This is a genomic window from Pseudomonas sp., from assembly GCF_051660785.1.
Classification (GTDB): domain Bacteria; phylum Pseudomonadota; class Gammaproteobacteria; order Pseudomonadales; family Pseudomonadaceae; genus Aquipseudomonas.
The window spans coordinates 19,019-35,157 of sequence record NZ_JBOFQE010000102.1 but is presented as its reverse complement, the minus strand read 5'-3'; the positions used below and the strand labels follow the sequence as shown (position 1 = coordinate 35,157).

General features: G+C 55.4%; 26 protein-coding genes. 25 read left to right on the top strand and 1 reads right to left on the bottom strand.

The genetic code is table 11. The features are described 5' to 3' along the window. The first annotated feature begins 5 nt into the window (after positions 1-5). The 25 genes from rpsS (at position 6) to bfr (ending at position 13,224) form a co-directional block, all read left to right on the top strand. The gene (gene rpsS, locus ACRC4F_RS28925; protein WP_002555486.1) at positions 6-281 is read left to right on the top strand and encodes a 30S ribosomal protein S19; all 276 of its coding nucleotides are present in this window, start codon (positions 6-8) and stop codon (positions 279-281) included. A 13-nt stretch (positions 282-294) separates the two neighbouring features. Beyond that, entirely contained in the window at positions 295-627 is a 333-nt protein-coding gene (gene rplV / locus ACRC4F_RS28920) for a 50S ribosomal protein L22 (RefSeq protein ID WP_003103908.1), read from the top strand. 13 nt (positions 628-640) lie between these two features. Next, positions 641-1,327: a 30S ribosomal protein S3 gene (gene rpsC, locus ACRC4F_RS28915; RefSeq protein ID WP_003176422.1), complete on the top strand. Its 687-nt coding sequence runs from the start codon at positions 641-643 to the stop codon at positions 1,325-1,327. Between the two features lie 12 nt (positions 1,328-1,339). Then, entirely contained in the window at positions 1,340-1,753 is a 414-nt protein-coding gene (gene rplP, locus ACRC4F_RS28910) for a 50S ribosomal protein L16 (protein WP_007896757.1), read from the top strand. Continuing rightward, entirely contained in the window at positions 1,753-1,944 is a 192-nt protein-coding gene (rpmC, locus tag ACRC4F_RS28905) for a 50S ribosomal protein L29 (protein ID WP_002555481.1), read from the top strand. The genes rplP and rpmC overlap by 1 nt, the downstream gene beginning before the upstream one ends. Before the next feature lie 2 nt (positions 1,945-1,946). Continuing rightward, complete coding sequence (rpsQ, locus tag ACRC4F_RS28900) at positions 1,947-2,213, top strand: 30S ribosomal protein S17 (protein ID WP_003176419.1); 267 nt, start codon at positions 1,947-1,949, stop codon at positions 2,211-2,213. A 23-nt stretch (positions 2,214-2,236) separates the two neighbouring features. After that, positions 2,237-2,605: a 50S ribosomal protein L14 gene (gene rplN, locus ACRC4F_RS28895; RefSeq protein WP_002555479.1), complete on the top strand. Its 369-nt coding sequence runs from the start codon at positions 2,237-2,239 to the stop codon at positions 2,603-2,605. An 11-nt stretch (positions 2,606-2,616) separates the two neighbouring features. Then, the gene (rplX, locus tag ACRC4F_RS28890; RefSeq protein WP_003176416.1) at positions 2,617-2,931 is read left to right on the top strand and encodes a 50S ribosomal protein L24; all 315 of its coding nucleotides are present in this window, start codon (positions 2,617-2,619) and stop codon (positions 2,929-2,931) included. Between the two features lie 22 nt (positions 2,932-2,953). Beyond that, a complete protein-coding gene (gene rplE / locus ACRC4F_RS28885) occupies positions 2,954-3,493 on the top strand; it encodes a 50S ribosomal protein L5 (protein WP_003176415.1) in 540 nt (179 codons plus the stop codon). Between the two features lie 13 nt (positions 3,494-3,506). Further along, complete coding sequence (rpsN, locus tag ACRC4F_RS28880; RefSeq protein WP_003176414.1) at positions 3,507-3,812, top strand: 30S ribosomal protein S14; 306 nt, start codon at positions 3,507-3,509, stop codon at positions 3,810-3,812. A 209-nt stretch (positions 3,813-4,021) separates the two neighbouring features. Further along, positions 4,022-4,414 (top strand): 30S ribosomal protein S8, encoded by a 393-nt coding sequence (gene rpsH, locus ACRC4F_RS28875; RefSeq protein ID WP_003186040.1) that lies wholly within the window; start codon positions 4,022-4,024, stop codon positions 4,412-4,414. A gap of 12 nt (positions 4,415-4,426) precedes the next feature. After that, positions 4,427-4,960 carry a 50S ribosomal protein L6 gene (gene rplF / locus ACRC4F_RS28870; RefSeq protein ID WP_003176412.1) on the top strand — a complete coding sequence of 178 codons (534 nt, stop codon included), beginning with the start codon at positions 4,427-4,429 and terminating at the stop codon, positions 4,958-4,960. Between the two features lie 10 nt (positions 4,961-4,970). After that, a complete protein-coding gene (gene rplR, locus ACRC4F_RS28865; protein WP_003186037.1) occupies positions 4,971-5,321 on the top strand; it encodes a 50S ribosomal protein L18 in 351 nt (116 codons plus the stop codon). A gap of 3 nt (positions 5,322-5,324) precedes the next feature. After that, on the top strand, positions 5,325-5,825 hold the full coding sequence (gene rpsE, locus ACRC4F_RS28860; RefSeq protein ID WP_007943782.1) for a 30S ribosomal protein S5: 501 nt from the start codon (positions 5,325-5,327) through the stop codon (positions 5,823-5,825). A gap of 2 nt (positions 5,826-5,827) precedes the next feature. Beyond that, positions 5,828-6,004, top strand: coding sequence for a 50S ribosomal protein L30 (gene rpmD / locus ACRC4F_RS28855; RefSeq protein ID WP_003186033.1), 177 nt, complete (start codon positions 5,828-5,830; stop codon positions 6,002-6,004). 3 nt (positions 6,005-6,007) lie between these two features. After that, entirely contained in the window at positions 6,008-6,445 is a 438-nt protein-coding gene (rplO, locus tag ACRC4F_RS28850; RefSeq protein WP_438662388.1) for a 50S ribosomal protein L15, read from the top strand. Next, a complete protein-coding gene (gene secY / locus ACRC4F_RS28845) occupies positions 6,446-7,774 on the top strand; it encodes a preprotein translocase subunit SecY (protein WP_007896784.1) in 1,329 nt (442 codons plus the stop codon). Between the two features lie 27 nt (positions 7,775-7,801). Next, positions 7,802-7,918, top strand: a complete 117-nt coding sequence (gene rpmJ / locus ACRC4F_RS28840; protein ID WP_002555468.1) for a 50S ribosomal protein L36 — start codon at positions 7,802-7,804, stop codon at positions 7,916-7,918. A 130-nt stretch (positions 7,919-8,048) separates the two neighbouring features. After that, positions 8,049-8,405 carry a 30S ribosomal protein S13 gene (gene rpsM / locus ACRC4F_RS28835; protein WP_003186020.1) on the top strand — a complete coding sequence of 119 codons (357 nt, stop codon included), beginning with the start codon at positions 8,049-8,051 and terminating at the stop codon, positions 8,403-8,405. Positions 8,406-8,435: 30 nt separating this feature from the next. Then, complete coding sequence (rpsK, locus tag ACRC4F_RS28830) at positions 8,436-8,825, top strand: 30S ribosomal protein S11 (protein WP_002555466.1); 390 nt, start codon at positions 8,436-8,438, stop codon at positions 8,823-8,825. An 18-nt stretch (positions 8,826-8,843) separates the two neighbouring features. Continuing rightward, complete coding sequence (gene rpsD, locus ACRC4F_RS28825; RefSeq protein ID WP_003210056.1) at positions 8,844-9,464, top strand: 30S ribosomal protein S4; 621 nt, start codon at positions 8,844-8,846, stop codon at positions 9,462-9,464. A 22-nt stretch (positions 9,465-9,486) separates the two neighbouring features. After that, positions 9,487-10,488: a DNA-directed RNA polymerase subunit alpha gene (locus ACRC4F_RS28820; protein WP_003186012.1), complete on the top strand. Its 1,002-nt coding sequence runs from the start codon at positions 9,487-9,489 to the stop codon at positions 10,486-10,488. Between the two features lie 42 nt (positions 10,489-10,530). Beyond that, positions 10,531-10,917 (top strand): 50S ribosomal protein L17, encoded by a 387-nt coding sequence (gene rplQ / locus ACRC4F_RS28815; protein WP_007943777.1) that lies wholly within the window; start codon positions 10,531-10,533, stop codon positions 10,915-10,917. Between the two features lie 238 nt (positions 10,918-11,155). After that, on the top strand, positions 11,156-12,610 hold the full coding sequence (locus ACRC4F_RS28810) for a catalase (RefSeq protein ID WP_438662387.1): 1,455 nt from the start codon (positions 11,156-11,158) through the stop codon (positions 12,608-12,610). 149 nt (positions 12,611-12,759) lie between these two features. Further along, positions 12,760-13,224 (top strand): bacterioferritin, encoded by a 465-nt coding sequence (gene bfr, locus ACRC4F_RS28805; protein WP_131062041.1) that lies wholly within the window; start codon positions 12,760-12,762, stop codon positions 13,222-13,224. Positions 13,225-13,289: 65 nt separating this feature from the next. Here the strand turns inward: bfr and uvrA are convergent, their stop codons facing one another. Further along, complete coding sequence (gene uvrA / locus ACRC4F_RS28800; protein ID WP_438662386.1) at positions 13,290-16,124, bottom strand: excinuclease ABC subunit UvrA; 2,835 nt, start codon at positions 16,122-16,124, stop codon at positions 13,290-13,292. Positions 16,125-16,139: the final 15 nt, after the last annotated feature.

Sequence of the window (16,139 nt, the reverse complement as noted above, 5' to 3'; positions counted from 1 at the left end):
CGACAGTGCCACGTTCTCTGAAAAAAGGTCCTTTTATTGATCTTCACCTACTGAAGAAGATCGAAGTGGCGGCGGAAAAGAACGATCGCAAACCAGTTAAAACCTGGTCGCGTCGTTCGATGATCCTGCCACAAATGGTCGGTCTGACCATCGCAGTTCATAACGGTCGTCAACATGTTCCAGTTCTCGTGAACGAAGACATGGTCGGCCACAAACTGGGCGAGTTTGCCGGTACCCGCACATATCGTGGGCACGTGGCAGACAAGAAAGCCAAGCGTTAAGGGGTAAGGAACGATGGAAGTAGCCGCTAAGTTGTCGGGCGCTCGAATCTCCGCCCAGAAAGCCCGCTTGGTCGCCGACCAGATCCGCGGGAAGAAGGTGGGCGAAGCGCTCAACCTGTTGGCTTTCAGCAGTAAGAAAGCCGCCGAGATCATGAAGAAAGTGCTGGAGTCGGCCGTAGCCAACGCCGAGCATAACGAAGGCGCAGACGTTGATGACCTTAAAGTCAGCACCGTTTTCGTCAACGAAGGGCGTTCGCTGAAGCGAATCATGCCACGTGCCAAAGGCCGTGCTGATCGCATCGTCAAGCGGTCTTGCCATATCACTGTCAAGGTTGCTGACAAGTAACGGAGTCGAAGAGATGGGTCAGAAAGTACATCCCATTGGCATTCGCCTGGGAATCGTCAAGGAGCACACCTCCGTCTGGTACGCAGACGGTCGGACTTATGCGGACTATTTGTTCGCTGATCTGAAGGTGCGTGAGTATCTCCAAGACAAACTAAAAAGCGCGTCCGTAAGCCGTATCGATATCCATCGTCCGGCTCAAACTGCACGTATCACCATCCACACCGCTCGTCCAGGTATCGTTATCGGGAAGAAAGGTGAAGATGTTGAGAAACTGCGTCAGGACCTGACCAAACAAATGGGTGTGCCTGTGCACATCAATATCGAAGAAATCCGCAAGCCGGAACTCGACGGTATGTTGGTTGCGCAGAGCGTAGCTCAGCAGCTGGAGCGTCGCGTAATGTTCCGTCGCGCTATGAAGCGCGCTGTACAGAACGCCATGCGCATTGGTGCCAAAGGCATCAAAATCCAAGTGAGCGGTCGTCTCGGCGGTGCTGAAATCGCACGTACTGAATGGTATCGCGAAGGTCGTGTGCCACTGCACACCCTGCGTGCCGACATCGACTATGCCAACTACGAAGCTCACACCACTTACGGTGTGATCGGTGTAAAGGTTTGGATCTTCAAAGGCGAAGTAATTGGTGGTCGCCAAGAAGAACTGAAACCACAAGCACCAGCGCCTCGTAAAAAAGCTGCTAAGTAAGGGGTACGCCAAATGTTGCAACCAAAGCGTACGAAGTTCCGCAAGCAGATGACAGGCCACAACCGTGGTCTGGCTCAGCGCGGTAGCAAAGTCAGCTTCGGCGAGTTCGCGCTGAAGTCTGTAGCTCGTGGTCGTCTCACCGCTCGTCAGATCGAGTCAGCGCGTCGTGCTCTGACCCGTCACGTTAAACGTGGCGGCAAGATCTGGATCCGTGTATTCCCGGACAAGCCTATTTCCAAAAAGCCACTCGAAGTTCGGATGGGTAAAGGTAAGGGTAGTGTGGAGTACTGGGTTGCCCAGATTCAGCCAGGCAAAGTCCTGTATGAAATCGAGGGTGTTTCTGAAGAGCTGGCGCGTGAGGCTTTTGCCCTGGCTGCTGCAAAGCTGCCGCTCGCCACCGCCTTTGTTAAACGGACGGTGATGTGATGAAAGCGAATGAACTTCGTGAAAAATCCGCACAGCAGCTGAACGAGCAACTGCTCGGCTTGCTGCGCGACCAGTTCAATCTGCGTATGCAGAAAGCAACTGGCCAGTTGGGGCAGTCTCATCTGCTCTCGCAAGTTAAGCGTGACATCGCTCGCGTGAAGACTGTGCTCAACCAGCAGGCAGGTAAGTAATCATGGCTGAAGCCGAAAAAACTGTCCGTACGCTGACTGGCCGTGTTGTCAGCGACAAGATGGACAAAACCATCACCGTTCTGATCGAGCGTCGCGTTAAGCACCCGATCTACGGTAAATACGTTAAGCGTTCGACTAAGCTGCACGCGCACGACGAAACCAATCAGTGCCACATCGGCGACAAAGTCACTATTCGTGAAACTCGTCCTTTGGCCAAGACCAAGTCTTGGGCGCTGGTTGATGTTCTCGAACGCGCTGTGGAAGTCTAAGGACTAGGGGTCGGAGAAATTATATGATTCAGACTCAATCCATGCTCGATGTGGCCGATAACAGCGGCGCTCGCCGTGTTATGTGCATCAAGGTGCTGGGTGGCTCCCATCGTCGTTACGCTGGTATCGGTGACATCATCAAGGTTACCGTGAAGGAAGCAATTCCTCGCGGTAAAGTGAAAAAAGGCCAAGTGATGACTGCTGTTGTAGTCCGCACTCGTCACGGCGTACGTCGTGCTGATGGCTCCATTATCCGCTTTGATGGCAACGCTGCTGTTCTTCTGAACAACAAGCAAGAGCCGATCGGCACCCGTATCTTTGGGCCAGTGACCCGTGAACTTCGTACTGAGAAGTTCATGAAGATCGTCTCGCTCGCCCCAGAAGTGCTGTAAGGAGATCCGACATGCAAAAGATTCGTCGTGACGACGAGATCATCGTGATCGCCGGCAAAGACAAAGGTAAGCGCGGTAAGGTGCTTAAGGTTCTCGCTAATAACCGTCTGGTTATTGGTGGTCTGAACCTGGTCAAGCGTCATACCAAGCCTAACCCGATGTCGGGCGTACAAGGCGGTATCGTCGAAAAAGAAGCTCCACTGGACGCTTCTAACGTCGCCATTTTCAACGGCGAAACCAACAAGGCTGATCGCGTTGGTTTCAAAGTAGAAGACGGCAAGAAAATTCGTGTCTTCAAGTCGACCCAAAAAGCGGTTGATGCTTGAACACTGCTAGGTAGATGAGACCATGGCACGACTAAAAGAGATTTACTGGAAAGAAATCGCACCGAAGCTTAAGGAAGAACTTAAGCTTTCGAACGTGATGGAAGTTCCACGCGTTACAAAGATCACCCTGAACATGGGTCTGGGCGAAGCGGTCGGTGACAAAAAAGTCATCGAGCACGCTGTAGCTGACCTGGAAAAGATCACCGGTCAGAAAGTCGTTGTGACTTACGCTCGGAAATCCATCGCTGGCTTTAAAGTCCGTGAAGGTTGGCCGATCGGCGTCAAAGTGACCCTGCGCCGTGAGCGTATGTACGAATTCCTGGATCGTCTGCTGTCGATCTCCCTGCCTCGGGTCCGCGACTTCCGCGGCCTGAATGCCAAGTCCTTCGATGGTCGTGGTAACTACAGCATGGGCGTTAAAGAGCAGATCATCTTCCCGGAAATCGACTACGACAAGATCGATGCTCTCCGCGGTCTGGACATTACCCTGACCACCACTGCCAAGAACGATGATGAAGGTCGCGCCCTGTTGCGTGCTTTCAAATTCCCGTTCCGCAACTGATTGGAGTAGGAAAATGGCCAAGATGAGCATGAAAAACCGCGAGCTGAAACGTCAGCTCACGGTTGCCAAGTACGCCAAAAAGCGTGCAGCACTGAAAGCTATCATCGTTGATCTGAACGCAAGTCCAGAAGCGCGTTGGGAAGCTACAGTAGCTCTGCAGAAGCAGCCACGTGACGCAAGCGCCTCGCGCATGCGTAACCGCTGCCGCCTGACCGGTCGTCCACACGGCGTTTACCGCAAGTTCGGCCTCGGCCGTAACAAACTGCGTGAAGCTGCAATGCGTGGTGACGTACCTGGTCTGGTTAAAGCCAGCTGGTAAGCACTGTCAAAGTCTCGGCGGTCGGTATCGCAAGATCCTGACCACCGGTGACCTTGAACTTGAATCAAGCCCCTTTTGGGGCTTGATTCATTTGTGGGGTGTGTCTAGAATACCCGGCTCGCCTGAGCCCGTGCTTTTTTCGCATGGATGTCCTCGGCGACAAGTAGTAGCCGCAAGGCTAATTTTTTTGTATTAGGAGCGTCTAGCCCATGAGTATGCAGGACCCGTTAGCGGACATGCTAACTCGAATCCGTAATGCCCAGATGGCTGAAAAGTCCGTCGTAAGCATGCCATCTTCTACTTTGAAGGTAGCTGTTGCCAAAGTCCTGAAGGACGAAGGTTACATTGCGGGTTATCAGATCAGCAGCGAAATCAAACCACTGCTGTCCATCGAGCTGAAGTACTTCGAAGGCCGTCCGGTCATCGAGGAAGTGAAGCGCGTTAGCCGTCCAGGCCTGCGTCAGTACAAGTCCGTCGATGATCTGCCAAAAGTTCGTGGCGGTCTCGGTGTGTCTATCGTCTCCACCAACAAAGGTGTGATGACGGATCGTGCTGCGCGCGCTGCCGGTGTCGGCGGCGAAGTTCTTTGCACTGTGTTCTAAGGGGGGATAAGCATGTCACGCGTCGCTAAGAACCCCGTTAAGCTGCCAGCCGGTGTCGAAGTAAAATTCGCAGGCCAACAGCTTTCGGTGAAGGGTGCCAAGGGTACTCTCGAACTGAACATCCATTCGTCCGTTGAGATCGTTGAAGAAGCTGGTGAGCTGCGTTTCGCTGCTCGCAATGGCGATCAACAAACTCGCGCAATGGCTGGTACCACTCGTGCGTTGGTAAACAACATGGTCCAAGGCGTAAGCCAAGGCTTCGAGCGTAAGCTCCAGCTGGTCGGTGTTGGTTACAAAGCGCAAGCAAAAGGCACAGTGCTGAACCTGGCTCTTGGCTTCTCGCACCCAGTGGATTATGAACTGCCGGAAGGCATCACCGCTGAGACTCCTAGCCAGACCGATATCCTGATCAAGGGCATCGATAAGCAGCTGGTAGGTCAAGTGGCCGCCGAGATCCGCGACTTCCGTCCACCAGAGCCGTACAAAGGCAAAGGTGTGCGCTACGCGGACGAAGTCGTCCGTCGTAAAGAAGCCAAGAAGAAGTAGGGCATAGCAAATGACCGACAAAAAAGTTACTCGACTGCGTCGCGCTCGCAAAGCACGCCTGAAAATGCACGAACTCGAAGTCGTGCGTCTCTGCGTGTTCCGCTCGTCGCAGCACATCTACGCCCAGGTCATTTCGGCCGACGGCAACAAAGTCCTGGCATCTGCCTCGACTTTGGATAAAGAACTGCGTGATGGCGCCACTGGCAACATCGACGCGGCCACTAAGGTTGGCCAGCTGGTCGCTACGCGTGCTAAAGCCGCTGGCGTCTCGCAGGTGGCTTTCGACCGCTCTGGCTTCAAGTACCACGGCCGCGTCAAGGCGCTGGCTGATGCTGCTCGTGAAGCTGGGCTGGAGTTCTAAGTTATGTCAAATAACGACCAAAAGCGCGACGAAGGCTACATTGAGAAGCTGGTTCAAGTTAACCGCGTAGCCAAAACCGTTAAAGGCGGCCGTATCTTCACTTTCACCGCGTTGACCGTGGTTGGTGATGGTAAAGGGCGTGTTGGCTTCGGCCGTGGCAAGTCACGTGAAGTGCCTGCTGCGATCCAGAAGGCAATGGAAGCTGCTCGTCGCAACATGATCCAAGTTGATCTGAACGGCACCACTCTGCAGTACGCAATGAAGTCCGGTCACGGCGCTTCGAAGGTGTACATGCAGCCTGCTTCTGAAGGTACCGGTATCATCGCTGGCGGCGCTATGCGTGCTGTCCTCGAAGTTGCTGGCGTTCAGAACGTTCTGGCCAAGTGCTACGGCTCGACTAACCCGGTAAACGTGGTTCACGCCACTTTCAAAGGTTTGAAAGCTATGCAGTCTCCTGAATCCATTGCCGCCAAGCGTGGCAAAAGCGTCAAGGAGATCTTCTGATCATGGCTACCGTTAAAGTTACGCTGATCAAAAGCATGACCGGCCGCATCCCTAACCACAAACTGTGCGTTAAGGGTCTGGGTCTGCGTCGCATCGGTCACACTGTAGAAGTACTTGATACTCCCGAGAATCGCGGGATGATCAACAAGGCTTACTACATGCTGCGTGTCGAGGGTTAATCGATGAAACTCAATGATCTGAGTCCAGCGCCGGGTTCCCGTCGCGAAAAGCATCGTCCGGGCCGTGGTATCGGTAGTGGTTTGGGCAAGACCGGTGGCCGTGGCCACAAAGGTCAGTCCTCCCGCTCCGGTGGCACCATTGCTCCAGGCTTTGAAGGCGGTCAACAGCCGCTGCATCGTCGCCTGCCGAAGTTCGGTTTCGTTTCCCTGAAAGCCATGGATCGCGCAGAAGTGCGTCTGTCCGAACTGGCTAAAGTGGAAGGCGACATCGTCACCGTGCAGTCCCTGAAAGATGCCAACGTGATCAACGTCAACGTACAGCGTGTGAAAATCATGCTGTCCGGCAAAGTTACTCGCGCTGTGACCATCGGAAAGGGAATCGGCGCCACCAAAGGTGCGCGTGCGGCTATCGAAGCAGCTGGCGGCAAGTTCGAGGAATAAATGGCTAAGCAAGGTGCTCTCTCTGCGCTCGGCAAAGGCGGTATGTCTGAACTCTGGGCTCGTCTGCGTTTTCTGTTCCTGGCGATTATCGTCTACCGAATAGGCGCACACATCCCGGTTCCAGGTATCAACCCGGACCGACTCGCGGACCTGTTTCGACAGAATGAGGGGACCATTCTTAGCTTGTTCAACATGTTTTCCGGCGGCGCGCTGGAACGGATGAGCATCTTTGCGTTGGGGATCATGCCGTACATTTCGGCGTCGATCATCATGCAACTGATGACAGCCGTCAGCCCGCAGCTGGAACAGTTGAAGAAGGAAGGTGAAGCTGGGCGTCGCAAGATTGCTCAGTACACCCGCTACGGCACTGTCGTTCTCGCTCTTGTTCAGGCAATTGGCATGTCCATTGGTCTGGCAGGGCAGGGCGTTGCGTTCACTGGTGACTTTGGCTTCCATTTCGTCGCGGTATCCACGTTTGTGGCTGGTGCGATGTTCATGATGTGGCTGGGTGAGCAGATTACTGAGCGTGGTGTTGGCAACGGTATCTCGATGTTGATTTTCGCAGGTATCGTAGCCGGTCTTCCGAGAGCGATCGGGCAGTCTTTCGAGTCTGCGCGTCAGGGTGATATCAACATTTTTGCCCTGGTTGCCATCGGTTTGCTGGCAGTAGCGATTATCGGTTTCGTGGTGTTCATTGAGCGTGGTCAGCGTCGTATTGCTGTTCATTACGCCAAGCGTCAGCAGGGCCGTAAGGTCTTTGCTGCGCAGACCAGCCACTTGCCGTTGAAGGTGAACATGGCCGGTGTTATTCCGGCCATTTTCGCGAGCAGCATTTTGCTGTTCCCGGCTTCGTTGGGTACCTGGTTCGGTCAGTCTGAAGGTATGGGCTGGCTGCAGGACATCTCGCAGTCGATCGCTCCTGGTCAGCCGTTGAATATTCTGCTGTTTAGTGCAGGGATTATTTTCTTCTGCTTCTTCTATACGGCGTTGATGTTCAATCCGAAAGACGTAGCGGAAAACCTGAAGAAGTCCGGTGCCTTTATTCCGGGTATCCGTCCAGGCGAGCAGTCGGCGCGCTACATTGATGGCGTTCTGACCCGTTTGACCCTGTTCGGTGCTCTATATATGACGGCCGTGTGTCTGTTGCCCCAGTTCCTGGTGGTTGCAGCAAACGTTCCGTTCTACCTTGGCGGGACCTCGTTGCTGATCGTCGTCGTGGTTGTGATGGACTTCATGTCCCAAGTACAATCGCACCTCGTTTCGCACCAGTACGAATCCCTGATGAAGAAAGCCAACCTGAAGGGTTACGGCAGCGGCATGTTGCGCTGAGTACCCATAAGGTTCGAGGAGTTGGTGATGAAAGTTCGTGCATCGGTGAAAAAGCTGTGCCGTAACTGCAAGATTATTCGCCGCGAAGGTGTTGTTCGAGTAATTTGCAGCGCGGAACCGCGTCACAAACAGCGCCAAGGCTGAGTGTGATTGTGCTTCAAGCCCGGTAGCTAGTGCGCTACCGGGTTGATTATTTGTTATTACAGCGATATTATCTCGCGCCCTATTTCTTGGCTTCCGGGGCGTAGGTAGCTGTCAATTGGAGTCCCACTGAATGGCCCGTATTGCAGGCGTTAACATTCCAGATAACAAGCATACTGTTATCTCGCTGACCTACATCTATGGTGTTGGTCGCACTACTGCGCAGAAGATCTGTGCAGTGACTGGGGTAAACCCAGCCGCAAAGATCAAGGATCTGAGCGACGAGCAGATTGAACAGCTGCGTGGCGAAGTGGCGAAGTTCACCACTGAAGGTGACCTGCGTCGCGAAATCAACATGAAAATCAAGCGTTTGATGGACCTCGGTTGCTATCGCGGTCTGCGTCATCGTCGTGGTCTTCCAGTGCGCGGTCAGCGTACCAAGACTAACGCGCGTACCCGTAAAGGTCCGCGTAAGCCGATCCGCAAGTAATCGCCCCAGCGAATCGACAGGAAATTAATCATGGCTAAACCTGCTGCTCGTCCTCGTAAAAAAGTTAAAAAGACAGTGGTTGATGGCATTGCCCACATCCATGCTTCTTTTAACAACACAATCGTGACCATCACCGACCGTCAAGGCAACGCTCTTTCCTGGGCTACCTCCGGTGGTTCGGGTTTCCGCGGTTCCCGCAAGTCCACCCCGTTTGCTGCTCAAGTAGCTGCTGAACGTGCTGGTCAAGCTGCGCTGGAATACGGTCTGAAAAACCTCGACGTTAACGTCAAAGGTCCAGGCCCAGGTCGTGAATCTGCAGTCCGCGCTTTGAACGGCTGTGGCTACAAGATCGCCAGCATCACCGACGTGACGCCAATCCCGCACAACGGGTGCCGTCCGCCGAAGAAGCGCCGCGTGTAATCCAGGAGATTGTAAAGAATGGCTCGTTACATTGGTCCAAAATGCAAACTCGCTCGTCGCGAAGGCACCGATCTCTTTCTGAAGAGCGGCGTGCGCGCGATCGAATCGAAGTGCAACATTGAAGCAGCACCTGGTATCCACGGCCAACGCCGCGGTCGCCAGTCCGATTACGGCACCCAACTGCGTGAAAAGCAGAAGGTCCGTCGTATCTACGGCGTTCTCGAGCGTCAATTCAGCGGCTACTACAAAGAAGCTGCTGGCAAGAAAGGTGCAACCGGTGAGAACCTGCTGCAACTGCTCGAATGCCGTCTGGACAACGTTGTATACCGTATGGGTTTTGGCTCTACTCGTGCCGAATCCCGTCAGCTGGTATCGCACAAATCCGTCAGCGTTAACGGTCAGACCGTAAACGTACCGTCCTACCAGGTTCGTGCTGGTGACGTGGTCGCGATTCGCGAGAAAGCAAAGAACCAACTTCGCATTGTCCAAGCTCTCGATCTGTGTGCCCAACGTGGCCGCGTAGAATGGGTAGAAGTAGACACTGAGAAGAAGTCGGGCGTTTTCAAGAACGTTCCTGCTCGCAGTGATCTGTCCGCCGACATCAACGAAAGCCTGATTGTCGAGCTCTACTCCAAGTAAGGGCTAGAAAATAGGTGCATCCATGCAGATTTCGGTAAATGAGTTCCTGACACCCCGCCATATTGATGTGCAGGTTGTCAGTCCAACCCGCGCCAAGATCACTCTCGAGCCTCTCGAGCGTGGTTTCGGCCACACCCTGGGCAACGCGCTGCGCCGCATCCTGTTGTCCTCAATGCCCGGCTGTGCAGTAGTCGAGGCCGAGATTGACGGTGTGCTCCATGAGTACAGCGCCATCGAAGGCGTACAGGAAGACGTAATTGAAATCCTGTTGAACCTTAAAGGTCTGGCTATCAAGCTGCACGGTCGTGACGAAGTTACGCTGACCTTGTCGAAGAAGGGTTCGGGGGTGGTTACCGCTGCCGATATTCAGCTGGATCATGATGTCGAGATCGTTAACCCCGATCACGTAATCGCTAACCTGGCGTCTAACGGCGCCCTGAACATGAAGCTCACCGTAGCTCGTGGTCGTGGTTATGAACCGGCAGACTCGCGTCAGAGCGATGAAGACGAAAGCCGCAGCATCGGTCGCTTGCAGCTTGACTCTTCGTTCAGCCCGGTTCGCCGTATCGCATACGTGGTGGAAAACGCCCGTGTCGAGCAGCGTACTAACCTGGACAAGCTGGTTATTGATCTGGAAACCAACGGTACCCTGGATCCTGAAGAGGCTATCCGCCGCGCTGCAACCATTCTGCAACAGCAGTTGGCTGCGTTCGTCGACCTCAAAGGTGACAGTGAGCCAGTGGTTGTCGAGCAGGAAGACGAGATCGATCCGATCCTGCTTCGCCCGGTTGACGATCTGGAACTGACTGTACGTTCGGCTAACTGCCTTAAGGCGGAAAACATCTACTACATCGGTGACCTGATTCAGCGTACCGAAGTAGAGCTGTTGAAGACTCCGAACCTTGGCAAGAAATCCTTGACTGAAATCAAGGACGTTCTGGCCTCCCGCGGTCTGTCCCTCGGCATGCGCCTCGACAACTGGCCGCCTGCAAGTCTTAAGAAGGACGACAAGGCGACTGCCTGATCGTCGTAATCACCGAACGTCGTGTTTGGTAAGGAATGAACCATGCGTCATCGTAAAAGTGGTCGTCACCTGAGCCGCACTAGCTCGCACCGCAAGGCCATGTTTCAAAACATGGCAGTGTCGCTGTTCGAGCACGAGCTGATCAAAACTACACTGCCGAAAGCTAAAGAACTGCGTCGCGTTGCTGAGCCGCTGATCACTTTGGCCAAGACAGACAGCCTGGCTAACCGCCGTCTGGCTTTCGACCGTACTCGTTCGAAAGCTATCGTTGGTAAGCTCTTCAACGACCTGGGCAAGCGTTACGCTACCCGTGAGGGTGGCTACCTGCGCATCCTCAAGTGCGGTTTCCGCACTGGCGACAACGCGCCTATGGCGTACGTCGAGTTGGTTGATCGTGCTACCGGCGGTGAAGCTGTATCCGCTGAGTAAGACGTCAGTCTGAAACGAAGAACCGGGCCTAGTGCCCGGTTTTTTGTGCCTGAAATAAACCTATGTCTGATTGTTCATGCATGCACATCATTAATATCGTCACCCTCCGAAAGGGAGGTGTATTAGTAATTTTCTATTGATGGTCGCGGGTTAATGAATTAGTCAGTGTAACGTTCGTGATCAATACTCCCTCTCAGCCGATAGACGGCAGCTAAAGACTGACAGAGGAAGAGATCGCATGAGTCAAAATAAAACGCTGACCACCGCCAGTGGCGCTCCTGTCGCCGACAACCAGAATTCCCGTTCCGCCGGCCCTCGTGGCCCGCTGCTGCTCGACGACTTCCACCTGATCGAGAAGCTAGCCCACTTCAACCGTGAGAACATCCCTGAGCGTCGTGTACACGCCAAAGGCTCGGGTGCTTACGGTACGTTTACCGTTACTCGCGACATCACCGGATACACCAGCGCAAAACTGTTTGAATCTGTCGGCAAGCAAACCCCGACGTTCCTGCGGTTTTCCACGGTCGGTGGCGAACGCGGTTCGGCTGACACCGAGCGCGATCCACGTGGCTTCGCCCTGAAGTTCTATACCGAAGAAGGTAACTGGGACATCGTCGGCAACAACACTCCGGTGTTCTTCATCCGTGATCCGCTGAAATTCCCTGATTTTATCCACACCCAAAAACGTCTGCCGCAAAGCAATCTGAAAAGTGCGCAGATGATGTGGGACTTTTGGTCGCACTCGCCCGAAGCGCTGCACCAGGTCACCATTCTGTTCTCCGACCGCGGCATTCCTGACGGCTATCGTCACATGCACGGCTTTGGCAGCCACACCTACAGCCTGATCAATGCCAATGGCGAGCGGCACTGGGTGAAGTGGCACTACAAGACGCTGCAAGGGATCAAGAACCTGGCGCCTGCGGAAGCGGCACGTTTGGCCGGTACCGATCCGGATTACGCTCAGCGCGACTTGTTCGGGGCGATTGAGCGTGGTGACTTCCCGAAATGGCGTGTGTGCATCCAGATCATGACGCAAGCTCAGGCCGCAGCGCACTACGAGAACCCGTTCGACGTGACCAAAACCTGGTCGCAAAAAGAGTTTCCGCTGATTGAAGTAGGCGAGCTGGAACTCAACCGCAATCCACAAAACTACTTCGCTGAAGTCGAGCAAGCGGCATTCGGTCCGAGCAACATGGTCCCGGGTGTTGGCCTCTCGCCCGATCGCATGCTTCAGGGCCGTGTATTCGCTTACGCCGACGCTCACCGCTACCGCATTGGCACCAACCATCAACAACTACCGGTGAACGCGCCGCGCAGTCCGGTCAATAGCTACCAGCGCGATGGTTCGATGGCGTTCGGCAGCAATGGTGGGGCGGCACCTAACTATGAACCGAACAGCTACGTCGATTCGCCAAAACAGGCGCCTCCCTATGCTGAGCCAGCTTTGGCATTGAGCGGTGCCGCTGATCGTTACGATCATCGTGAAGACACCGACTACTACAGCCACGCCGGTGCACTGTTTCGCTTGATGAGTGACGAGCAGAAAACACTGTTGGTCAACAACATTGCCGGAGCGATGGGCGGTGTTTCAAGTGATGTGGTTGATCGCCAGTTGCAGCATTTCTTCAAGGCCGACCCGGCGTATGGAGAAGCAATCGCAAAGGCACTCAACGTACAGCTTAACGAAGTCTAAACGAGAAGCAGAACCGCCCTCATTTGGGCGGTTTTTGCGTTATTTGAACTACTTTTCTCAGAATATCTTCGCTTTTATCTCGCAAACGAAGTGACCAAACAGTCGCCTTGGTTCAAACTACAGACTTTCAAGCAGGGAGATGTAGGGCGATGCAAGGCCACCCAGACGTAATCGATTACCTCAACACGTTGCTGACCGGCGAACTGGCCGCGCGTGATCAATATTTCGTTCACTCGCGGATGTATGAGGACTGGGGATTCACCAAGCTCTACGAACGAATCAATCACGAGATGGAAGAGGAAGCAGGACACGCCGATGCCCTGATGCGCCGTATCCTGATGCTGGAAGGCACGCCGCGCATGCGTCCGGACGATCTCGATGTCGGGACCACGGTGCCAGACATGCTCGCCGCCGACCTGCGCCTGGAATACAAAGTCCGCGCCGCACTCTGCAAGGGTATCCAGCTCTGCGAGCAGCACAAGGACTATGTCAGCCGCGAGATGCTGCGGGTTCAATTGCATGACACCGAAGAAGATCACACCTATTGGCTTGAAAAGCAGATGGGTCTGATCAAGTTGATCGGTCTTGAGAACTACCTGCAATCCCACGCCTGATTGCTACCGATACAAAAAAGCCCCTGTCACCGATAAAGTGTCAGGGGCTTTTTCATGGGCCCGAATCAGTCCCTGTCGCGAGCCAGCAGCGGCTTGAGGTAGAAGCCGGTGTGAGACTGCTTCATCTCTGACACTTCTTCCGGCGTGCCGACAGCAATGATCTGGCCGCCCTTGGAGCCGCCTTCCGGCCCCAGGTCCACCAGCCAGTCGGCCGTCTTGATCACATCCAGGTTGTGCTCGATTACCACCACGGTGTTGCCGTGGTCGCGCAATCGATGCAGTACGTCCAGCAATTGCTGAATATCCGCGAAGTGCAGGCCGGTGGTCGGCTCATCGAGGATGTACAGCGTCTTGCCGGTATCGCGCTTGGACAGCTCACGGGACAGCTTCACCCGCTGGGCTTCACCCCCCGACAGCGTCGTCGCCGATTGCCCCAGCTTGATGTAGGACAGGCCCACATCCATCAACGTCTGAAGCTTGCGTGCCAACGCCGGAACCGCATCGAAGAACACCCGCGCTTCCTCGATAGTCATCTCGAGGGTTTCGTGGATGCTCTTGCCCTTGTACTTGATCTCAAGGGTTTCGCGGTTGTAGCGCTTGCTCTTGCAGACGTCGCACGGGACATAGATGTCCGGCAGGAAGTGCATTTCCACCTTGATCAGGCCATCGCCCTGACACGCTTCGCAGCGTCCGCCCTTCACGTTGAAGGAGAAGCGGCCCGGGCCGTAGCCGCGGGAACGGGACTCCGGCACGCCGGCGAACAATTCACGAATCGGCGTGAACAGCCCGGTGTACGTCGCCGGGTTGGAGCGCGGCGTACGACCGATCGGGCTCTGGTCGATATCGACGACCTTGTCCAGATGCTCCAGGCCCTTGATGCTGTCGTGAGCGGACGCCTCAAGCGTCGTTGCACCGTTGAGTGCCGTAGCGCTCAAGGGGAACAGCGTGTTGTTGATCAGCGTCGACTTGCCCGAGCCAGATACACCGGTCACACACGTCAACAGACCGATAGGAATATCCAGATCGACGTTGCGCAAGTTGTTACCACGAGCGCCCTTGAGGGACAGCGACAACTTCTTGTTGCGCGGTGTGCGCTTGCCTGGAACGGCAATCTTCACTCGGCCAGACAGGTATTTACCGGTCAACGAGTCAGGATGGGCCATGACCTCTGCCGGGGTACCTTCGGCGACGATATGCCCACCGTGGATGCCAGCGCCCGGACCGATATCCACCACGTAATCCGCCAGGCGAATTGCATCTTCGTCGTGCTCGACCACGATCACCGTATTGCCGATGTCGCGAAGGTGCTTGAGTGTGCCGAGCAGCCGATCGTTATCGCGTTGATGCAGACCGATCGACGGCTCATCGAGGATGTACAGAACCCCCACCAGACCGGCGCCAATCTGGCTGGCCAAGCGAATTCGCTGAGCCTCGCCACCGGACAACGTGTCGGCACTGCGATCCAGCGACAGATAGTCGAGACCCACGTTGACCAGGAACTGCAGGCGCTCGCGAATCTCCTTGAGAATCTTGTCGGCAATTTCGCCGCGGCGCCCAGTGAGCTTCAGCACGCCGAAATACTCACAAGCATCGCCAATTGGCAGATTGGTCACCGCCGGCAGCGTCTTCTCACCCACCCAAACGTGCCGCGCCTCACGACGCAGGCGCGTGCCACGGCAATCCGGGCAAGGTTGCGTGCTCAGGAACTTGGCCAGCTCTTCACGCACCGAAGCCGACTCGGTTTCGCGGTAGCGGCGTTCCAGGTTCGGCACGATGCCTTCGAATGGGTGCGAGCGTTTGACGATGTCGCCACGGTCGTTCAGGTATTTGAAGTCGACGTTCTGCGAACCGCTGCCATGCAGGATGAATTTCTGCTGATCGGCGGGCAGGTCGTTGAACGGCACTTCGAGGCTGAACTTGTAGTGCGAGGCCAGCGACCCGAGCATCTGGAAGTAATAGACGTTACGCCTGTCCCAGCCGCGAATCGCACCCTCGGCCAATGTCAGCTCGCCGTTCACCAGTCGCTTGATGTCGAAGAACTGCTTGACCCCCAGGCCATCGCACGTCGGGCAAGCGCCGGCCGGGTTGTTGAAGGAGAACAGCTTGGGTTCCAGCTCGCTGATGGCGTGGCCGCAGATCGGGCAGGCGAAGCGCGCGGAGAAGATGATCTCTTCGCCGGGCTCGTCGTCCATCGGCGCGACCAGGGCAATCCCGTCCGCCAGCTTCAGCGCGGTCTCGAACGACTCGGCCAGGCGCTGTTGCAGATCGGCGCGAACCTTGAAGCGGTCGACCACCACATCGATCGAGTGCTTCTTCTGTTTATCCAGCTTCGGCAACTCGTCCAGCTCGCAGAGCCGGCCGTTGACCCGGGCGCGTACAAAGCCCTGGGCGCGCAGTTCTTCGAAGACCGAAAGGTGTTCGCCTTTGCGCTCGCGAATCACCGGGGCCAGCAGCATGAGCTTGCTGCCCTCCGGTTGGGCGAGGACCAGGTCAACCATCTGGCTGACGGTCTGCGCTTCCAGCGGAATGTCGTGGTCCGGACACCGCGGAATACCAACGCGTGCGTAAAGCAAACGCAGGTAGTCGTAGATTTCGGTGATGGTGCCGACCGTCGAGCGCGGGTTGTGCGAGGTCGACTTCTGTTCGATGGAAATGGCTGGCGACAAACCTTCAATGGTGTCGACGTCAGGTTTTTCCATCATCGACAAAAACTGCCGGGCATAGGCCGACAGTGATTCGACGTAGCGGCGTTGGCCTTCGGCATACAGCGTGTCGAACGCCAGGGACGATTTGCCGGATCCGGACAGGCCGGTGATAACGATCAGTTTGTCCCGTGGCAGGGTCAGGTCGATGTTCTTCAGGTTGTGGGTTCGGGCCCCACGAATCAGGATCTTGTCCAAAGTGGCCTCGCTTGG